Consider the following 18,736-nt stretch of genomic DNA (forward strand, 5'->3'; position numbering starts at 1 on the left):
ACTTGGCACACTATTGAGTTCTCAAACAACAGACACACCCGGCACCACCCAAACACCCGTTCAGGATCGCTCCGGAGCAACTTTCCAAACTTACCCGACTTGTCTTTGCTTTGCAAATTCGCATTTCTGCGATCTGAGCGTTCCAAGCAGGTCCCCGGCCTGTTTCAGCGCGCCGTTTTAGGCCGCCGTTTTCGGGCTGTTCTGTGGGGGTCGGTCGCTATTTTTCCGCTTCAGCGGCGGCGACTCAAATTACTTTACACACCTCCAACGGGCCACGCAAATCGACTTCCCCGCATGGCTACGGCGCCGCGAATGCGGCAAAACAATAGTCCCGCCCGGAGACCTGACGGCGAGTGGCCTGCCGCATAGCCGGCCATCGCGCAGCCAGCGCGCGCCCCGCCCACCGGCGCGTGACGTGGTATGCGAACACTAACTAGACAGAACAGTCTGTCTCGCATAAGTTTCAAGGACCGGCTCCGTCTTTTGAGGGGCCGCGTCGCTGAAGCAGAACGGCGAATTGACGTGCATGCCATGAAAGAGCGAACTAATGACTGCAACACACTTTGACCGCTTTGTAGCCGAAGCTCTCACTGCGGACCGGGAAACCGACACAGGACTCACCCCGGACGAGCTCTATGGCCTCTACACCAGCTGGAGCCTGATCAACAAGACCCAGCCCGAAACCCCCGAAGCCCTCCGCGCGGGCTTGAAGGCCCTCGGTATTGATCCTGACAAGAATGAATTGTCGATGACCGGCCCGGCCGCCGCGGACTACATTCTTGCCAGCGCGCCGAGCTTGATCTAGCTCAGTGCCTCTCAGGAAGAGCCGGTCGGTCCCGGCTCTTCCTGATTCGTTTAACGCCGGTCGTCGAATGAACAACGTTCAGGCCGCGAAGCAGCCCGAGTAGCAGCACGCCGGACCCTAATGATCCAATGCTGCCACACGCGCAGTAGCCAAAGCCCAGGGCCGGAATGACCTCATTCCGCCGGCACTTCTCATCAATTGACGCGTCGCGCCACAAGATACGCGACCGGAAAACGCAAGGTATCCCATGGACGAACTGCCCGGCATCTCAGTAGGCACCCCGCTCGGCGGTAGGTACCGCATTGTGGAACAACTAGGTTCCGGAGCCATGGCCAACGTCTACCGTGCCACTGACGAATCCCTCGGCCGCGACGTCGCCGTCAAAGTGATCATCAAGTCAGCGGTCGCCGGCGCACCCCAGGACGACGACGCGGAGGTCAAGGTCCTCGCTCGCCTGAACCACCACAGTTTGGTCACGCTCCTGGACGCCGGAGTGGACCGGACAGAGCCGGGACGGCCCCGCATCTACCTCGTGATGGAGCTCGTCGAGGGCCCGGATCTCAAACACCGTCTCCAGGACGGCCCGCTGCCGCCGCGCCACACCGCGCAGATCGGCTACGACCTGGCCGACGCGCTGAGCTACATCCATGAAAACGGCGTGGTCCACCGCGACGTCAAGCCCGGGAACATCCTGGTTTTCGACTACAACCACGATGCCGCCCGGATGCGTGCCAAGCTGACGGACTTCGGCATTGCCCTGATGTCCGACGGCCCGCAATACGACACCGGCGGGGTCCTGGGGACCGCTGCGTACCTCAGCCCGGAGCAGGCGAAGTCCGAGCCGGCCGGCCCGCCCAGCGATGTGTATTCGCTGGGCCTTGTGCTGATCGAATGCCTCACCGGCGAGCCCGTCTTCCGTGGTGATCCCCTTCAGAGCGCCCTGGCCCGGCTGATCGACGATCCGGCCATCCCGAACGATCTGGATCCGGAATGGCAGCAACTGCTGGTGGCCATGACCGCAAGAAACCCGCAGGAGCGGCCCTCGACATACGAGGTCGCCCAAGCGCTCGGTGACCTCGCCGTCAACAGGAGGGGAAAACACAAGGTGGACGCCGCCATCATCCCCCCAAACGAGTTCGCACGAATGGAAGCCGTACACCGCTACCGCATTTTGGACACACCGGCTGATGGCGCCTTCGACAGGATCACGGCACTGACGGCGAGGGTTTTCGAGGTTCCCATCGCCATCGTCTCGGTCGTGGACCACGACCGCATCTGGTTCAAGTCCCACCACGGCCTCGAGGCCAGTGAAATCGGGCGGGATGCGGGCCTGTGCGCTTCGGCCATTCTGCAGGAGGACCTGTGGGTGGTGGAAAACGCACCCGAGGACCCGCGTGCCCTCGCCAATCCGCTGGTGGCCGGAGAATTCGGCCTGCGGTTCTATGCCGGCGCGCCGCTCACCACCCGTGACGGTTACAACCTCGGCACCCTGTGCATCCTGGACTTCAAACCGCGCGTCCTGACCCCCGAAGAGGCGGCAACGCTGCGGGACCTGGCCGCCGTCGTCGTCAATGACCTTGAGATCCGGTTGGAAAGCCGGAACGTAGACTCGTCCTAGACCCCCCACATATGTTCCCCCAAGGGCCCAGCTTTTCCCCAGCTTGTCCCCGCACGATGGGCGCGTCCGCAAACAGCTATTGGGGGGGACATGTTCCTGAATACCTGCACAACCGCCAGCCCACTTTCCAGCCGCAATGAGTGCCGGGGGCTGTCATGAGCCCCCTGAGCATGCACATAAACGAGGGATTTCTGCCGATGGTGGACGGATCGCTCGTCTACCACCGGGGATTCGGCGACAGGCGGACCCTGATCAACGATCCGAAGCCTGCGCTGAAGATGGGCCCGCGCGTGTTCACGGCCGCCGGCCAAGTCGTCGCCAGCCGCATCTATCCGCTGAAGGCCCCTGCGCCGCCGTACGGCAGGCCGGCACCCCTGCGCCCGGACCCGGCGTTCCAACGGGAGTTCCTCGCCAGGCGGGCGCACTGGGCCAGTTACTTCCCGGAGCGGACACTGATCGCCGAAAGCGGAAGCACCATCAGTATCCTGCTGCAAAACAACCTGTCGCAGCCGCACGAGCTGCTCTTCCATAGCGCCGGCCCGGCGGGGGTCCACGTCAGGAGCGGGAAGGTTGCCCCCGGGAAATCCAAGCTCCTGGAGTTCCGTGCCCCGGCACCAGGAACGTACTTGTTCTCCGATCCCGGTACCGAGCCGGTGGAGCGGACGCTGGGTCTGTATGGCGGGCTGGTGGTCATCGACCCGCGGAATGCTTGGCGGCTGGGTCCGACCGGACCCGAGTTCGAACGGCAGTGGCTGTGGCTGTGCCACGACGTGGCACCGAACTGGGCGCGCCTCGCCTCACAGGGGCAGGCGGTCAACCCCCTCACGACACCGGCGGTGCCGCGGTATTTCACACTCAACGGATACTCCGGTTTCCAGGCGCTGGCCCTCACTACGGACGAGGAGTTCAACAAGCATCGTGAGGAGGACACGCTGCCCTCGGGGTTTCCGCGGGAAACCGATGTGCGCAATTTCAGCGCATCCCCCGCCCCGGGTGCAGTCCGCACCGGCCACCTTATGCGGATGGTCAACGCAGGAATCGTGGACCACCAGCTGCACTACCACGGGAACCACGTGTGGACGGTGCGCGCCAATGGTATCGACTTCCCGCGCTCGAACGGCAGGGTCAGCCCCGCGGGCGACGTCGTCCTGCAGCAGTGGGAGGACACGGTCCAGCTGCAGCCTGGGGAACGGAAGGAAGCGATGCTTCCGGTCCGCCGTCCGCCGGAAGTGGTCGACGAGGTGTGGAACGCGCGGGACGAGGACTGGAAATATCCCATGCACTGCCATGCTGAACCGTCCCAGACGGCCGCGGGCGGGCTCTACCCCGGCGGTTTGCTGTCCGACTGGACGCTCGCCGCGCACCCGGTACCCGAGCCCGGCCTGCCCGGAACCGTGGAGGACGAGGCCCACCACACGTTCCAAAGCCAGGTTGACTTCGCCTCGGACCAGCCGCACGAAGGCAGCCCCGAGACCGAGTTTCCGCTGCGCCCCCACGTCTCGGTGGAAATGGATTTCTTCAGCAGGGAACTTGAATTCCCCGACGGTTCCGAGCACGAGGTGTGGAGCTTCGAGAACGAGAAGTCGGGCCGCCAGCTCCCCGGGCCGCTCGTGCGGGTGACCGAAGGCCAGATCTTCCACGCGACCATCAAGCCGAGCAAGAAAGTCCACACCATCCACTGGCACGGCCTCGAGCCGGACCCCCGCAATGACGGCGTGGGCCATACGTCCTTCGAGGTGACGGGGGAATACACCTACCAGTGGCGGCCAGAGCTTGCGGAGCGCGGCAACCCGAACCGCGGCGCTGCCGGCACCTACTTCTACCACTGTCACGTCAACACCCCCCTCCACGTCCAGATGGGCATGTTCGGGGCGGTCATCGTGGATCCCCGAGCCGATCCGGCAAACCCGGCCCCGGCGGGAACACGGCGCCACTCCGCGGAAGGACCCTTCTACGACATCGCCACCGAAACCCTGATCGCACCGTATTCGGTCGATCCGCGGTGGCACGAACTCAACCACGCCGCGGGGCTGTCCGGCGAAGACGCGGGCCTTAACCGCTTCGAGCCCAGGCACTTCTTCCTGCTGGGAGGCGTCATTCCCGCCCGCCCAGGGGGCGACCGGGTCTGGGCCATCTCCACCATGAAGGCCAACGTCGTAGCCGGCAACAAGAGGCCAACCCTGGTGCGGATGGTGAACGTGGACTACTTCCCCACGCGCACCCGGTTCATGGACGCCGCCGGCAGGCCGGTGCGCATCGCCGAACTGATCGCCCATGACGGCCGCCCGTTCTGGAACACGCCCAACCCAACAGGCCCGGCCGTTCAGCCCTCGGTGGCCGGGCAGCCGCTGCTCACCAGCATCATCAAGTCCGGCGCGGCTGAGAAGTTCGATTTCCTGCTGCGTCCCCCGGCACCCGGCAGGTACACGATCGCCGTCGACTTCCAGCACTGGATCACCGGCCAGGTCCTCGCGACGCGGACTGTCACGGTCACGGCCGCCTGACCGCCCCGCTCCCCCGAGAAGGTTCCCCAAGCTCGACGGCGGGAGGGCTGCCAGCGTCGCCGGCCGCCCGTCGTCGGGGTTCTTCCGCCGCTGCCGCAGCTGGCGGGAGTCCGCGGCTGGGACAGGGCCCCAACTGTCCGTTCGCGCTGGTCTAGTGGGAGCAAAAGGGCCAGCGGGCCGCTGACGGCGCCGCCACTGGCTGCTAGTGTGGCCGCATGGACGCAATCATGGTTCGGCCCAGGCAAGGAAAGATGATCGCCGGAGTCTGCGCAGCCCTTGCGGCACGCTTCGGAATTTCCAAGGCTCTCGTCCGCATCGGCTTCGTGCTTTTCGGCCTGTTCGGAGTCGGCGAGCTGGCCTATATCGCGCTGTGGATCATCATCCCCAAGGAGAAATAGCTCGGCTGGCAGCCGGAAAGTGACGGGGCCTTAAGTGTCCGTTCGCGCTGGTCGGGGATATGCCTACTCCGATGAATGCTTACGACGGCGGCCCTGCGGCTTGCGCCCGACGGTCACCGCCGGCTCGTTCCAGATGTCCGCAAGGCTGCCCATCCTGCGCATACGGGCGATAGCCAGCACAACCTTGGCGCAGGCCATCGCGTTGGCGCCGGGCTCCGGCTGTACGAGTGGCGGCAGCTTCAAGGCTGCCAAGACCTCTCTCAAACTTGGTTTTGGCATGCCCAGGTGGTTCTGGGCCAACTGCAGGACGCAGTAAAAGTCTTTGGAGGGCAGGTCCAGTGTCAGCCGCTCGCTCGCCCTCAGCAGCACGTCTGCGGCGTATGGGGCGTTGAAGGCGACCAAAGGATCCTCGCAGGTGAAGTGCAGAATCCCCTCGATGGACATTTCCCAGTCGGCCGCACTGCCGCTGTCCTCGGGACGGATGCCGTGAATGTCGATATTCACGGGATCGAATTCCTCCAGGCCGGGCGGCGGCTTGATCAGCCACGAGGCCTTGTCCACGATGCGTCCGTCCTGGACCTTCGCCAGACCCACGCCGCACACCGACGCTCTATCGCTGTTAGCCGTCGCAAAATCGACGGCGGTGAAACTGATTCCCTGCACTGCTTGCCTCCCCCTGGCGCTGAAGTGAAAAGTCAGGCCGTTGCTTTGGCCCTTCCACTACCGGAACATCTTCGCAGTTCCGGTAGTGGATTTCCTCTCGGGAGCGCAATTATGAACGGTCAGCGCTCCGGGTGCAGGGCTTTCCTCCAGAGCACGGTGCCGTTGGCGTTGCGGAGGCTGACGGTGAAGACGTCGTCTTCGTCGAGGTCCACATAGCCGAAGAACTGGCTTTCGCCGGTGCGCGGGGACTGGTTGGCGTACGCGCCGGCCTTGTAGAAGGCGACGTCGGGGCCGAAGGTGCCGTCCATCTGGCTGGGACCGAAGGTGCCGGCGTTGATGGGGCCGGCCACGAACTCCCAAAAGGGGTCGAAGTCGGAGAAGGCGGCACGCTCGGGCGAGTAGTGGTGGGCGGCGCAGTAGTGGACGTCCGCGGTCAGCCAGACCACGTTCTTGACCCGGTTGCGCTTGAACGCTGAGAGCACACCGGCGATCTCGAGTTCCTTGCCCAAGGGGGCGCCGGCGTCGCGGTTGGCGAGGGATTCCTGGTTGACCGGACCGTCCGGCACGATGATGCCGAGCGGGAGGTCGGCCGAGATTACCTTCCAGGTGGCCCTGGACCTGCTGACCTCCCTGATCAGCCAGCGCGCCTGCTCCTCGCCGAGGATGTGGGTGAGGCTGGTTTCCTTGCCGTCGGTGTTGGGGCCCTTGAACGTGCGCATGTCCAGGCAGAAGATGTCCAGCTGCGGCCCTCGGGAGATTTTGCGGTAGATGCGGGCGGGTTCGAAGCCAGTGCTGCCGTCGCCGAGCTGGGCGATGGGTTGGTACTCCTGCCAGGCCTGGCGGCCACGCGCGGCGAGGACGTCCACGCGGCGCTCCGTGTAGCGGGGGTCGGTAAGGATCTCGCCGGGGTACCAGTTGTTGGTGGTCTCGTGGTCGTCCCACTGGGCGATCACGGGAACCTCGGCGTACATGGCGCGGACATTGCGGTCCATGAGGTTGTAGCGGTGCCGGCCGCGGAAATCGTTGAGGCTTTCGGCCACTTTAGAGACCTCCTCTGTCACGTGGTTCCGCCAGATCTGCCCGTCCGGTTCGGTGACCTGCGCGGTGATCGGCCCGTCGGCGTAGATGGTGTCCCCGGAGTGGATAAAGAAGTCGGGGCGGGTGGCGTGCATGGCCGCGTAGCCACGCATGCCGCCGATGTCCTCGTTGATACCCCAGCCCTGGCCGGCGGTGTCGCCTGACCAGACGAAGCTCTGGCGGCGCGGCGTGCGGCCGCTGCGGAGAAGCCCCGTTCCCGGTGCGGTGGCGAAGGATCCCCGGGCGGTTTCGCCGGCATTGCCCTCGGCATCCTCGAAGTGCATGCTCAGGGCAAACCGCGTGCCGGCCGGGAGGTGAGTGGCGTTGATCTTGGAGGTGAAATCGGTGGCTTCGGTGGCGGCGGTCCCCCGCAGCACCCGCTGGAAGGCGCGGCTGCCGCGGAGCGGGGACCCGTCGTCGTCGACGGCCAGCAGGCTGGCCACCAGGCGTCCCGATCCCGACGCGCGGGACCAGAGGACGCCCGAACCGGCGGTCACGTCGCCGGTGGCGATGCCGGACGGGAGAGTCAGGCGGTTGCGGACCAGTGCGACGCCGGAGTGTCTGGTTGTCTGCGCGGCTCCGGCCAGTGCGGGGCTGGCTGTGACGGGTGCGACGGCGGCAGCACCGGCAGCGGCGATGGCACCTTTGAGGATGTTTCGGCGGGTAAGAGCAGTCATGGGGCCACTCTTGACGGCGCGGGTGAACCGGTGGAGACGGGGAAGTGAACGCTTGAGTGGTGACGCTTCCGAAGTGCTGTCCGAGGGCACTTCCGGAGGCGTTGTGGTCGAGTCTATTTCATCTCTGAATATCCGTGCCCATCATTCTATCCGCAGGTCTCCGACGCCCTTTCATCGTGCGGTTTTTACCACCCACATCTCCGATGGAGTTTGTAATGAAAAGAATGCTAATTCTGGCTGCCCTTTTAACCGCGCTGGTTGCAGGAGGTGGTCCCGTTTCAGCTGCCCCTCCATAACCAATCGGGTCATTCACGTTCGTCAACAGAGACTGCGGCTACAGAATTGAGGCGGTGGTCACCGGGAAGTCAGGAGTCAACGAACTTCCCGGCGGTGCGATCATCATCACCGCACCCAACCAGGAGGTGACCCTGACCAGCATCCAAACCGGGGAAAGTGTCACCTACGTTATTACCGGTGCCACCCACATTGATACGAGCGAGCCCGGCCTCCAAATTGTGACGTCCACGGGAAGAAACGTACTCATCGTTCCTGTTGGTGACAGAGAGGGCCATTTACCTGACTCAAGGCACCGTAGAGTTCGTACTGGACGACAAGGGACAGCGCATTTGAAGGCCCCGGCAAGGTCACCGACATCTGCGAGCTCCTCGCGTAACGGATCAATGGCGCCCCCTTCCCACAAATAAACCGGGTGGCCGGCAATGTGCTGGGCACCCGCCGTCGTGCGTTCTGTTGGTAAAGAAGAATTCACCGGGTCCTGAACTCGTCCACGAAGGCTACTTGCGCTACGGCCTGCTGGTAGAGCTTCAAGGCCTCGTCCACAGCCAGGTTGCCGAAGTTCAGCGACAGCTGCAGGCCTTCCAGCTGCGCGTTGGCGGTCTCTGCCGCGCTGACCTTCTCGCCCAGGGCCCGGGAGTTGGCGAAGTTCGTCGCCAGCGCCGCCGCAACGGAGAAGATGACGGCGGCCAGGCACAGGAACCGCCACACAACCGAGTCGTCGGGAAGTGCGAAGATTCCGCGCGCCGCCTCCGTGAATCCGGTGCCGCCCACGGCCGGCCCGGCGGTGAGCATGGCGGCGAGCGCGCTGCCCACGATGCTGATGTTGGAGAGCCTGTTCCGGCGGGGCCGCTCCCGTCCCAGGTAAAGGCGGATGGTCTGCTGCTTCTGGTCAATGCGCTCGGACAGCCGTTGGCGTGTATCCGCGTCGTCCATGGTCGGCTCCAGCCTCTCTCCCCCCGTTCGACATTTTGCGATTAGGATCCCACCGCCCGGATTTCCGGTCCAGAGCGGAAAGGTTTCGGGAGGCGGACAAGTTTGTCTCACTGTCCGGCGGGGGGAGGCTTGTGTACGTTATTTCCACGGGGCTGCAATGGGGCAGACCGCCGAGCTGGGGCACCGGACGAGAGGCGACGCGTATGACAAAGACATCGGGTGTGGCACCACGGCTGGCGGAGGCGCTGGCCATTGTCCTGGGCACGGAGGAGATTCCTGTCCGGCTGCTGGCATGGGACGGATCGGAAGCGGGTCCGGCAGATGCGCCGGTGATCGAGTTCCGGTCGAGGCGGGCGTTGCGGCGGATGCTGTGGTCGCCCGGGCAGCTGGGCCTGAGCCGGGCGTATGTGGCCGGCGAGATCGAGGCGCACGGAGACATCTTCGCGGCCTTCACTGCGCTCAGTTCCGCCGGGAAGTTCGCCGAGCCGGGACCCTTCAGCAGGCCGACGCCCCGGGAGCTGGGGACGCTGCTCACCACCGCGGTCCTGCTCGGCGCGGTGGGACCGAATCCGGCGCCGCCCCCCGAGGAGGCTAGGGTGGAAAAGCACGGGCGCAGGCACTCCAAGAACCGGGACGTAGCGGCGATCTCCCACCATTACGACGTCGGCAACGACTTCTACCGCCTCGTGCTCGGCCCGTCGATGGTTTACTCCTGCGCGGTCTTCGACAGCCACGACACGAGCCTGGAAGAGGCGCAGGAAGCCAAACTGGATCTGGTCTGCCGCAAGCTGGGACTGCAGCCGGGCATGCGGGTGCTGGACGTTGGCTGCGGCTGGGGAAGCTTCGTGCTGCACGCCGCCGAGCGCTACGGTGTGAACGTTGTCGGCATCACCCTGTCCACCGAGCAGGCGGAGTTCGTCCGCAAGCGCGTGGCCGAGGCGGGGTTGACCGAGCGCGTGGACGTGCGGGTCCAGGACTACCGCGATATCGAGGACGGGCCGTTCGACGCCATCAGCTCGATTGGCATGTCCGAGCACGTGGGCCGCGCCCAACTCCCCCGCTATGTCGAGCAGCTGCACAGCCTGCTCCGCCCCGGCGGCCGCCTGCTCAACCACGCCATCTCATGGAACGCCGGGCCGGCGGAGGATGACCCCGACTCCTTCATCCCACGGTATGTCTTCCCCGACGGCGAGATGCTGAGCCTTTCGGAGATGGTGGTGGCGCTGGAGGGCGGGGGCTTCGAGGTGCTCGACGTCGAAGCGCTCCGCCGACACTACGCACTGACCCTCCGGGCCTGGGTCCGGAACCTAGAGGAGCACTGGGAGGAGGCGGTGCGCCTGACGTCGCCGGGCCGCGCCAGGGTGTGGCGGTTGTATATGGCGTCAAGCGCGCTGGGGTTCGAAAATGGGCTGACCGGGGTTAACCAGGTGCTGCTGCAAAAGCCCGGGGGCGCCGAGCCGCCGCTGCGCCTCCGGCAGTGGACAGCTGGTTGAGCCTGCCGAAACCAAGCTGATCACGCCCGCCGAAACCAAGAACCCACACAAAAGGAGAATCCCATGGCCGCCATCCTGATGGTCGTATCCGCCGCCGACTCGCTCACCATGAAGGACGGCAGCGAGCACCCCACGGGGTACTGGGCCGAAGAGCTGGTGGTGGCCCACCGCGCGCTGCTCGAGGCAGGACATATGGTGGATTTCGCCACTCCCGGCGGGGTGAAACCGACCGTGGACAAGGTCAGCCTTCAGGCAGAGGCAGTCGGCAGCGAGGAGCGGGCGGAGGATTTCCGCACGTATCTGGACATGATCGACGTCGACCTTTTCGCGCCGCTGGTGCTGGCCGACGTCGACCCTTCGGCGTACGACGCCGTGGTGCTGCCAGGCGGGCACGGCCCCATGGCGGACCTGTTCCGGGACAGGGACCTCGGCCGGATCCTCGTGGAGATGAACGGCGCGGGCAAGATCATCGCCCCGTTCTGCCACGGCCCTGCGGGCCTGCTCAGTGCCACGGCCGACGACGGCGCCTTCGCCTTCGCGGGCCGCCGCCTCACCGTTTTCGCCAACTCCGAGGAACTGGGCGGCGGCACCGGCGAGAACACGCCGTGGCTGGTGGAGTCGAGGCTGCGCGAGAAGGGCGCACATGTGGAGACGGGGCCGGACTGGGCCAGCTTTGTGGTGCGGGACGGCAACCTGATCACGGGCCAGAACCCGCAGTCCAGTGAGGACGTGGCCAAGGAGGTCATCAAGGCCCTCGCCGAATAGGCCGCGGCGGGAATTGGCCAGCGCCACCTGCTCCAGGCTTTGGATCTCGCGGCGGTGCCCCGAGCATGGATTCCCGGAGCCGGGGGCAGCAATTGACGGCGTTTGCGTTGGACACGCGGCCAGAGGCCCGGGTTGGTAGCCCGGCGCGCCACGAAAAAACTACTCAGGACTAATCTCGACAGGAGGGGTCGCTCGGCTGATCAGGGTTGCTAAGCCGGCAACTAGTGTCCCCTGCGATGCGGCCAGAGACAGATCGACTCCGGATTGGGTGATGAGCAGGTTGTCCCCGCCTAGGACAAGTAGCGTTCCACTGTGCGCTGCTGCTTCCAGCCAGGCCGCTCCATCCGGTTCTGACCGGTCCATCTGGTGGGTGTACATGTCCTGCCCAGCCACGTGCAGGACCAGAAGGCCTTGCGGGGTCAGGGTGCAGAACGTTTCGGAGCCAACGCTTTCTGCGTGTCCGAGGATGAAACCCCAGTCCGCCCGTGGCGCCAGCTGGAAGCCCTGGCCGAGCAGGACGCTGACCAGGACGGAGCTAAATTCCGCGCCAGACACACCGAAGGTCAGGTTCGGGAGCAGGGTGAAAACGAGCGCCGGGACCGCCGTGGTCTTGTAATGCAGCACCATCACCGCTCCGGCGCTGGTCACTTCTTCCGGCACGACACCACCCTCGTGCACCGTGAGGTCCGGTACGCAGCACGCGCGGTGGCAGACGCAACAATCGAAAGCACGGTAGTCGGTGCCGTCGGGTCCGGTACCCACAGAAACGGCAACAGACATGGAGAGCTGCTCGTCGGCCGTTAGCGGCAGCCCACAGGTGGCGCATGCCGTGGCCGTGCTGGCGGCCGTCCTCACGTACTGGGTGCTGTCCCTGCCCTTGAAAAGCTCCAGCCGCCCGTCCCACGCGACATTGCTTGTGATCGGCATAAAGGGAGTCTAAGTCGCACCGGCCGCCGTCGGCTAGAACTGTAGCGGTGCCCGGTCAGCGGCTGTCAGTCCCGTGTGTGGACATGCGGAAGTCTCCTTACTCGGAATGGGTATGTCGGTTGTGTGACCGGTCTTCGTACCGCACCGACAGGGCATCGGCGGCGTAGAGCATTTTCCGGCCCATGGCGTCGTCGGGCCAGACCCAGACAACGGAACCATCAGGCATGGTGTCATCGACGACCCCTGCCCCCGCGATCCCCTCTGCCTCAAAAACCACGCGGTCGCCCACGCTGTAGTTAGTCGGCTTCGGCCGGTCAGCCGCGCCATGTTTGGTACGGCTGTTGCTCGTGACGGGTGTGGATGGTGTACCTGACATGGTGGAACGCCTTTCTCTGCTTGTTTACGGGTTGTCTCAGAATGTGCCTGCGTCGATGACGAAGCGGTAGCGCACATCGCTGGCAATGACGCGGTCGTAGGCGTCGTTGATCTTGCTCGCCGGAATAACATCGACGTCGGCTCCGAGCCCGTGCGCTGCGCAGAAGTTCAGCATCTCCTGCGTCTGCCGGATACCGCCCATCTTGGACCCAGCCAGGTTCCTCCGGTAGCCGACAAGGGACCATGCGCGCTGGGTCAGCGGCTTCGAAGGCAGCCCCACAAGAACCATGGTGCCGTCCAAATCGAGGAGGGACAGGTAGTCATCGACGTCGATATCGGCCGAGACGGTGTTGATGATGAGGTCGAAGTGACCTGCCAGGATGTCGAAGGTGGCAGGGTCTGACGTCGCATAGTAGTGCCGCGCCCCAAGACGGATGGCGTCCTCCTGCTTCTTGAGCGACTGGCTCAGCACCGTGACTTCCGCGCCCAGGGCGGCCGCGATCTTGACGCCCATGTGGCCCAGCCCGCCCATCCCGATGATCGCGACGCGCTTCCCCGGCCCTGCATTCCAGTTCCGCAGCGGCGAGTACATGGTGATGCCGGCGCACAGCAGAGGCGCGGCTGCATCGAGCGGAATGCCGTCGGGAATCCGAAGTACGTAGTTCTCATCCACCACGATGCTGGTGCTGTAGCCGCCGGCGGTCGGCAGGCCGTCCCGCCCCACAGAGTTGTAGGTGCTCGTGGCTCCGCTCAGACAGTACTGCTCCTCCCCGGCACGGCAGTTGGCACACTCACGGCAGGAATCCACGAAGCAACCCACGCCCACCCGGTCCCCCACGGAATAGCGGGTCACCTTGGCTCCGACAGCCTCCACCACGCCGGCAATTTCATGCCCTACGACCACCGGGTAACTAACCCGCGCCCAGTCACCGCGGGCGGTGTGGATGTCTGAGTGGCAGATTCCTGTGAATTTGATGGCAACCCGTACTTCGAAGTCACCGGGATCGCGGCGTTCAACCGTGCCGGGTTCCAGGGGCGTCGTGGGAGACGCGGCCACGTAGGCTTTGGCAAGGGTGGGCATGGCAGTTCCTTAGCTTTCGGTGCCTGTAATGCGGGCCTGTGGGTTTGCCAGGTGTTCGGGACGGAGGATCTCTTCGAGCTCAGCGGCAGAGAGCAGTCCCCGTTCGAGAACGAGGGAAGTGACGCTGCGGCCGGTAGACAGCGCATGGCGTGCGATGGAGGTTGCCGCGTCGTACCCGATGAGCGGGTTGAGGATGGTTACGACGCCGATGCTCGCCTCAACCTGGCAGCGAAGGTATTCCTTGTTGGCGGTAATCCCATCGATGCAGTGATCGGCAAGGGTCGTGCAGGCAGCGCTGAGGTGCGTGAGGCTGGCGAACAGGGACCGGGCGATCACCGGCTCAAATGCGTTCAGCTGCAGCTGTCCGGCCTCGGCGGCCATGGTGATGGTGACGTCGTTGCCGATGACCTCGAAAGCCACCTGGTTGACGACTTCCGGAATGACCGGATTGACCTTTCCGGGCATGATGCTCGACCCCGCCTGGCGCGGGGGAAGGTTGATTTCAGCGAAGCCTGCCCGGGGCCCGGAGGAAAGCAGCCGCAGGTCATTGCAGATCTTTGACAGCTTGACGGCCACCCGTTTCAGCGTCCCGGAGAACAGCACGAAGGCTCCGCAGTCCTGGGTTGCTTCCACGAGGTTGCCGGCCGTTACCAGCGGCAGCCCGGTGATGCGCTGCAGGTGTGTGCATGCCTCGGCGGCGTACCGGGGGTGGGTGTTGATGCCGGTGCCGATGGCGGTTGCGCCCAGGTTGATCTCGTGCAGATGGACCAGCGCTTCGCGGACCCGCCGTTCATCCTCGTCCATCATCACCGCATACGTGCTGAACTCCTGTCCCAGGGTCATGGGCACCGCGTCCTGCAGCTGAGTCCGGCCCACCTTCACCACGTCATCGAACTCAATAGCCTTGCGTAGCAGTGCTTCGCGGAGATGCGTCATGGAGGAGAGCAGCTCATGGGCGCCTTTGATAGTCGCGATCTTAATCGCGGTGGGGTAAACATCATTGGTTGACTGGCCCATGTTCACGTCCCCGTTGGGGTGGATCACCGAGTACTGGCCCCTCGCCAGTCCCAGATGCTCCAGCGCACGGTTGGCGATAACCTCGTTGGCATTCATGTTCGTTGAGGTTCCGGCTCCTCCCTGGATGACGTCCACCACAAACTGGTCGCGCAGGAAACCCTGTTCAATGTCATGGCACGCCTGCACGATGGCTTCCTTTTTGGTCCTGTCAATCAGGCCCAAATCGAAGTTGGCCAGCACTGCCGCATGCTTGACTTGGGCAAGTGCCTGGACCAGCCGGGGAAACGAGGAGATCGCAGTACCGGTAATCGGAAAATTCTCCACTGCCCGCAGTGTCTGGATGCCCCAGTAAGCACCGGCCGGGATCAGCCGGGTGCCCATGAAGTCGGTCTCCGTCCTGCTGCCGATGGGTTGCAAAAGGGACGATACGGTGGTTTGTGCCATTGCTCGCAGCTTCAGATAGTGGTGGATGGCGGACTAAAGGGCGATCAGGAGCTGGCGACGAATCCGAGGGATTTGTCCACGACGTTGTGCAGCGGTTCGGTGTTGCGGTACCGCTTGAGGTTGTCGATGAAGAGTTTGCCGAGGTCATCGAGGTAGTCTTCGGTGTCGCCGCTCATGTGGGGTGTGATGATGACGTTCTCCATGCTCCAGAGGGCGTGTCCTTCGGGCAGGGGCTCGGGGTGCACGACGTCCAGGGCGGCGCCGGCGATGGAGCCGGCGGCGAGTGCTTCGGTCAGGGCTCCGGTGTAGACGAGTTCCCCGCGGCCGACGTTGATCAGGTGCGCGGTCGGCTTCATGGCGGCCAGGACCTCGGCGTTGACCAGTCCCCTGGTGTCGTTGGTCAGGGGCGCGGCGAGGACCAGGTAGTCATAGTCCTGCACGACCTTGGCCAGGTCGCGGGAGGAGTGGATGCGCCCGAACTCGGCGTCCCCGTCCCGGCCGGTGCGGCCGGCGCCGTCGACGTTCATGCCGACGGCGCGGAAGAGCCGGGCGGTTTCGCGGCCGATGGATCCGGTGCCGACCACCAGCGCGCTCTGGCCCTGGATCTTGCGGGTGACCCGGTGCTGCCAGCGCTTTTGCTGCTGCAGCCGGAACGAACCCTGCGCGTCCTTGGCCAAATCCAGCACGAACCCCAGCGCGAACTCGGCGATGGAACGGCTGAGGACACCGCGGGAATTCGTGTAGGTGATGTCGCTGCGGATGAGCTCATCAAAGAGCAACTGGCTGACGCCGGCCGCTGAGACGTGGACCCATTTCAGGGTCGCGGCTGCACCCCAGTTCTCCTTCAAGGCCGGCGAGAAAGAGTGCCACTGGTACAGCACATCCGCGCCGTCCAGCGCCTCCGCCAGACCGTCGGCCTTGGTCAGCCGGACCTCGGCCAGCTCCTCGATCTCGGCCAGACGCGGCGGCAGCGCCTCCCGGTACAGGGCCGCGACAACCGGCCGCCTGCTGCCCGTCACTGCGGCGGTCATGACGCCGCAGTCCCGACGACGGATACATGGTTCGGAACCAAGGCGTCGATGGCGGTCAGGACGGCGGCGGTGAACTCCGACGTCGAGGAGGTGCCGCCCACGTCGCGGGTACCGTGCCCGTCACGCAGCGCGGACTCGAACGCTGCCTGCAGGTGCGAGGCGGCGTCGGGGTGGCCGAGGTGTTCGAGCATCATCGCCCCGGACCAGATCTGGCCGACCGGGTTGGCCAGGCCTTTGCCGGCGATGTCCGGTGCCGAGCCGTGGACCGGTTCGAACAGGGACGGGAACTCACCCTCCGGGTTCAGGTTCGCGCTCGGCGCGAGCCCGATGGACCCGGTGACGGAGCTGCCCAGGTCCGAGAGAATGTCACCGAGCAGGTTGGAGGCAACGATGACGTCCAGGGTCCAGGGTTTCAGGACCAGGTGCGCGGCCAGGGCATCCACCAACTCGTGGGTGACCGTGACGCCCGGGTACTGCCGGACGGTTTCCTCCACGACCTCGTCCCAGAAGGGCATGGTGTGGATGATGCCGTTGCTCTTCGTCGCGGACGTCAGCTTCCCCGACCGGGATGAGGCGAGGGCTGCCGCGAAGCGGGCCGCCCGGGAAACGCCGAGGCGGGTGAAGATGGTTTCCTGTACCGCGGTCTCGTGCGGCAGCCCACGGTACATCCGCCCGCCGACCTCGGAGTATTCGCCCTCGTTGTTTTCCCGGACGATCAGGAGGTCGATCGGTTCCTTGGACGCAAGCGGCGAGGTGACGCCGTCGAGCGTTTTGACCGGGCGGAGGTTGATGTACTGCTGGAACTCCCGCCGGATAGGGATCAGCAGCCCCCACAGCGATGCGGTGTCCGGTACCTCCGGGGAGCCGACGGCGCCGAGGAAGATCGCGTCGTGGCGGGCAAGCTGGTCCAGCCCGTCCACGGGCATCATCCGCCCGTGTTCGAGGTAGTAGTCCGAGCCCCAGTCGAAATGCGTGAACTCCAGGTTCAGCGCATACAGGTCCGCGATCCGCTCCAGGCAGGCGATGGCCGCCGGAACGACTTCCTTGCCGATGCCGTCGCCGGCGATGACAGCGATGCTGTGGGTGTTCATGACTTCTCCGTCAGCCCGAGGCTTTGCCAGCGCGGCTGCTCTGCAAGGTTGATGATGGTGCTCTTTGGTTCGGTCATCTCGTGGACCGCGTAGCGGACGCCTTCGCGGCCGACGCCGGATTTTTTGAATCCGCCAAAGGGCATGGAATCGATGCGGACGTCGCTGGTCTCGTTGATGACCACAGCACCTACGTCCAGCCTGTCGGCGATGTTCAAGGCCGTGTCGACGGACTGGGTGAAGACGCCTGCCTGCAGTCCGTAGGCGGTGTTGTTGGCGTCGTGGATGGCGTCTGCGATCTCGATGAACGGGATGAGGGAAACCACCGGCCCGAAGACTTCCTCCCGGATGACCCGGCATTCCGAGGGGACGTCGGTCAGGACGGTGGGCTCGTAGAAGGTCCCGCGCCGCCGCCCGCCGGCATGGATCCGGGCGCCGGCGGCCTTTGCCTCCTCCACCCACTCTTCGACCCGCTTGGCTTCGTCGTCGGAAATCAGCGGACCGACGTCGGTGGCCCGGTCCATCTTGGGTCCCGTTGTGAGGGACTTGGTGCCGATGGTCACCTGTTCCAGGATTTCCTCGAACAGCGAGATGTGCACGTAGACGCGCTGCACGGACAGGCAGTTCTGCCCGGCAACTCCGAAGGCCCCGGCAACGATAGCCTTGGCCGCGGCCTGCGCATCAGCGTCGGCGCAGACAATCGTGGCGTTGTTCCCGCCGAGTTCAGAGAGGATCTTCCTGGACCCGGCGGCGGCGGCGATGCGGTCCGCCGTCGCCGGGCCGCCCGTGAAGGAGATCAGGTCCACCTGCTGGTCGGTGACCAGCGCCGTGGAGACACCGGGACCGGTCACGATCGCGGCGAGGCGCCCGGCCGGGACGCCGGCCTCCAGCAGCAGCCGGACAAAGGCCAGCCCGGTCAGCGGGGTCCGGGTGGAGGGTTTAAGCACGACGCCGTTGCCTCCGATCAGGGCCGGGCCCAGCTTGTGTGCCACGAGGTTCAGCGGGTCGTTGAACGGGGTGATCGCCGCGACGATGCCCACCGGTTTCCGGCTGTACCAGCCGATCTTGTTCCCGCCGGCCATGCTGTCCTCGAACCCCAGGGTCTCCCCCGTCAACTCGTTCGAGGCGGCCGCGGACAGCCGAAGCGTCTCGATGCAGCGGCGAACTTCGCGCTCGGCCTCGGTGATGGTCTTGCTGCTCTCGGCAGCAATGATCCCGGCGAACCGCGCAGACTGCTCACCAAGGAGCAGGGCAGCCTTTTCCAGCGCCTCCCGGCGGGAGCGCAACGGCCACTCCTGAATCTGCAGGTGGCGATGAATGTGGGCGATGGCCCGGCGCACGTCCTGGGGAGTTGACGTGCAGACCCGCCCCAACAGCAGGCCGTCCTCCGGATCCCGGACCTCCACGGTCAGGTCAGCGGTCTGCCACTGTCCTTCAATGAAGGCTCCCCCGGGAAGGTTGGCGATTTTTGCCCGGCTGTACCCTGTTTCCGGGCGCGCGTCAGCGAGGGTCGTCGTTGGCGACATGTGGTCCCTTGTCTAAG

The 18,736-nt window shown here is 65.1% G+C and carries 16 protein-coding genes; 6 read left to right on the forward strand and 10 right to left on the reverse strand.

All coding sequences use genetic code 11. The features are described from left to right. Positions 1-547 precede the first annotated feature (547 nt). The 4 genes from ACIP9X_RS17950 to ACIP9X_RS17965 all read left to right on the forward strand — a co-directional run bounded on the left by ACIP9X_RS17950 (position 548) and on the right by ACIP9X_RS17965 (position 5,325). Positions 548-805, forward strand: a complete 258-nt coding sequence (locus ACIP9X_RS17950; RefSeq protein ID WP_400481114.1) for a hypothetical protein — start codon at positions 548-550, stop codon at positions 803-805. Positions 806-1,052: 247 nt separating this feature from the next. Then, entirely contained in the window at positions 1,053-2,423 is a 1,371-nt protein-coding gene (locus tag ACIP9X_RS17955; protein WP_400481115.1) for a GAF domain-containing serine/threonine-protein kinase, read from the forward strand. A gap of 155 nt (positions 2,424-2,578) precedes the next feature. Further along, positions 2,579-4,927: a multicopper oxidase domain-containing protein gene (locus ACIP9X_RS17960; RefSeq protein WP_400481116.1), complete on the forward strand. Its 2,349-nt coding sequence runs from the start codon at positions 2,579-2,581 to the stop codon at positions 4,925-4,927. 215 nt (positions 4,928-5,142) lie between these two features. After that, positions 5,143-5,325: a PspC domain-containing protein gene (locus tag ACIP9X_RS17965; protein WP_400481117.1), complete on the forward strand. Its 183-nt coding sequence runs from the start codon at positions 5,143-5,145 to the stop codon at positions 5,323-5,325. A 63-nt stretch (positions 5,326-5,388) separates the two neighbouring features. Here the strand turns inward: ACIP9X_RS17965 and ACIP9X_RS17970 are convergent, their stop codons facing one another. The 3 genes from ACIP9X_RS17970 to ACIP9X_RS17980 form a co-directional block, all read right to left on the reverse strand. Next, complete coding sequence (locus tag ACIP9X_RS17970; protein WP_400481118.1) at positions 5,389-5,988, reverse strand: DNA polymerase III subunit epsilon; 600 nt, start codon at positions 5,986-5,988, stop codon at positions 5,389-5,391. A 119-nt stretch (positions 5,989-6,107) separates the two neighbouring features. Then, positions 6,108-7,742: an alkaline phosphatase D family protein gene (locus ACIP9X_RS17975; RefSeq protein ID WP_400481119.1), complete on the reverse strand. Its 1,635-nt coding sequence runs from the start codon at positions 7,740-7,742 to the stop codon at positions 6,108-6,110. Positions 7,743-8,507: 765 nt separating this feature from the next. Then, positions 8,508-8,972 carry a hypothetical protein gene (locus ACIP9X_RS17980; protein ID WP_400481120.1) on the reverse strand — a complete coding sequence of 155 codons (465 nt, stop codon included), beginning with the start codon at positions 8,970-8,972 and terminating at the stop codon, positions 8,508-8,510. Between the two features lie 203 nt (positions 8,973-9,175). Between ACIP9X_RS17980 and ACIP9X_RS17985 the strand changes: the two genes are divergently transcribed. Then, complete coding sequence (locus tag ACIP9X_RS17985; protein WP_400481121.1) at positions 9,176-10,465, forward strand: class I SAM-dependent methyltransferase; 1,290 nt, start codon at positions 9,176-9,178, stop codon at positions 10,463-10,465. A gap of 63 nt (positions 10,466-10,528) precedes the next feature. Further along, a complete protein-coding gene (locus tag ACIP9X_RS17990) occupies positions 10,529-11,230 on the forward strand; it encodes a type 1 glutamine amidotransferase domain-containing protein (protein WP_400481122.1) in 702 nt (233 codons plus the stop codon). A 159-nt stretch (positions 11,231-11,389) separates the two neighbouring features. Here the strand turns inward: ACIP9X_RS17990 and ACIP9X_RS17995 are convergent, their stop codons facing one another. The 7 genes from ACIP9X_RS17995 to ACIP9X_RS18025 form a co-directional block, all read right to left on the reverse strand. Continuing rightward, entirely contained in the window at positions 11,390-12,157 is a 768-nt protein-coding gene (locus ACIP9X_RS17995; RefSeq protein WP_400481123.1) for a hypothetical protein, read from the reverse strand. Between the two features lie 97 nt (positions 12,158-12,254). Beyond that, positions 12,255-12,533: a hypothetical protein gene (locus ACIP9X_RS18000; RefSeq protein ID WP_400481124.1), complete on the reverse strand. Its 279-nt coding sequence runs from the start codon at positions 12,531-12,533 to the stop codon at positions 12,255-12,257. Between the two features lie 36 nt (positions 12,534-12,569). Further along, on the reverse strand, positions 12,570-13,613 hold the full coding sequence (locus ACIP9X_RS18005; RefSeq protein ID WP_400481125.1) for an NAD(P)-dependent alcohol dehydrogenase: 1,044 nt from the start codon (positions 13,611-13,613) through the stop codon (positions 12,570-12,572). A 9-nt stretch (positions 13,614-13,622) separates the two neighbouring features. Beyond that, the gene (gene aspA, locus ACIP9X_RS18010; RefSeq protein ID WP_400481126.1) at positions 13,623-15,074 is read right to left on the reverse strand and encodes an aspartate ammonia-lyase; all 1,452 of its coding nucleotides are present in this window, start codon (positions 15,072-15,074) and stop codon (positions 13,623-13,625) included. A 44-nt stretch (positions 15,075-15,118) separates the two neighbouring features. Then, on the reverse strand, positions 15,119-16,105 hold the full coding sequence (locus ACIP9X_RS18015; RefSeq protein ID WP_400481127.1) for a D-2-hydroxyacid dehydrogenase: 987 nt from the start codon (positions 16,103-16,105) through the stop codon (positions 15,119-15,121). Further along, positions 16,102-17,196: a tartrate dehydrogenase gene (locus ACIP9X_RS18020; RefSeq protein WP_400481128.1), complete on the reverse strand. Its 1,095-nt coding sequence runs from the start codon at positions 17,194-17,196 to the stop codon at positions 16,102-16,104. The genes ACIP9X_RS18015 and ACIP9X_RS18020 overlap by 4 nt, the downstream gene beginning before the upstream one ends. Further along, the gene (locus ACIP9X_RS18025) at positions 17,193-18,719 is read right to left on the reverse strand and encodes an aldehyde dehydrogenase family protein (RefSeq protein WP_400481129.1); all 1,527 of its coding nucleotides are present in this window, start codon (positions 18,717-18,719) and stop codon (positions 17,193-17,195) included. Before ACIP9X_RS18025 ends, ACIP9X_RS18020 begins: the two co-directional genes overlap by 4 nt. Positions 18,720-18,736 lie beyond the last annotated feature (17 nt).

It is taken from the genome of Arthrobacter sp. NPDC093125 (genome assembly GCF_044754225.1).
Classification (GTDB): Bacteria; Actinomycetota; Actinomycetes; order Actinomycetales; family Micrococcaceae; genus Arthrobacter.

Excerpts from the sequence above, each read along its gene's own strand:
- ACIP9X_RS17950 (WP_400481114.1), top strand. The coding sequence starts at position 548 with ATGACTGCAACACACTTTGACCGCTTTGTAGCCGAAGCTCTCACTGCG.
- ACIP9X_RS17955 (WP_400481115.1), top strand. The coding sequence starts at position 1,053 with ATGGACGAACTGCCCGGCATCTCAGTAGGCACCCCGCTCGGCGGTAGG.
- ACIP9X_RS17960 (WP_400481116.1), top strand. The coding sequence starts at position 2,579 with ATGAGCCCCCTGAGCATGCACATAAACGAGGGATTTCTGCCGATGGTG.
- ACIP9X_RS17965 (WP_400481117.1), top strand. The coding sequence starts at position 5,143 with ATGGACGCAATCATGGTTCGGCCCAGGCAAGGAAAGATGATCGCCGGA.
- ACIP9X_RS17975 (WP_400481119.1), bottom strand. The coding sequence starts at position 7,742 with ATGACTGCTCTTACCCGCCGAAACATCCTCAAAGGTGCCATCGCCGCT.
- ACIP9X_RS17980 (WP_400481120.1), bottom strand. The coding sequence starts at position 8,972 with ATGGACGACGCGGATACACGCCAACGGCTGTCCGAGCGCATTGACCAG.
- ACIP9X_RS17985 (WP_400481121.1), top strand. The coding sequence starts at position 9,176 with ATGACAAAGACATCGGGTGTGGCACCACGGCTGGCGGAGGCGCTGGCC.
- ACIP9X_RS17990 (WP_400481122.1), top strand. The coding sequence starts at position 10,529 with ATGGCCGCCATCCTGATGGTCGTATCCGCCGCCGACTCGCTCACCATG.
- ACIP9X_RS17995 (WP_400481123.1), bottom strand. The coding sequence starts at position 12,157 with ATGCCGATCACAAGCAATGTCGCGTGGGACGGGCGGCTGGAGCTTTTC.
- ACIP9X_RS18000 (WP_400481124.1), bottom strand. The coding sequence starts at position 12,533 with ATGTCAGGTACACCATCCACACCCGTCACGAGCAACAGCCGTACCAAA.
- ACIP9X_RS18005 (WP_400481125.1), bottom strand. The coding sequence starts at position 13,613 with ATGCCCACCCTTGCCAAAGCCTACGTGGCCGCGTCTCCCACGACGCCC.
- aspA (WP_400481126.1), bottom strand. The coding sequence starts at position 15,074 with ATGGCACAAACCACCGTATCGTCCCTTTTGCAACCCATCGGCAGCAGG.
- ACIP9X_RS18015 (WP_400481127.1), bottom strand. The coding sequence starts at position 16,105 with ATGACCGCCGCAGTGACGGGCAGCAGGCGGCCGGTTGTCGCGGCCCTG.
- ACIP9X_RS18020 (WP_400481128.1), bottom strand. The coding sequence starts at position 17,196 with ATGAACACCCACAGCATCGCTGTCATCGCCGGCGACGGCATCGGCAAG.
- ACIP9X_RS18025 (WP_400481129.1), bottom strand. The coding sequence starts at position 18,719 with ATGTCGCCAACGACGACCCTCGCTGACGCGCGCCCGGAAACAGGGTAC.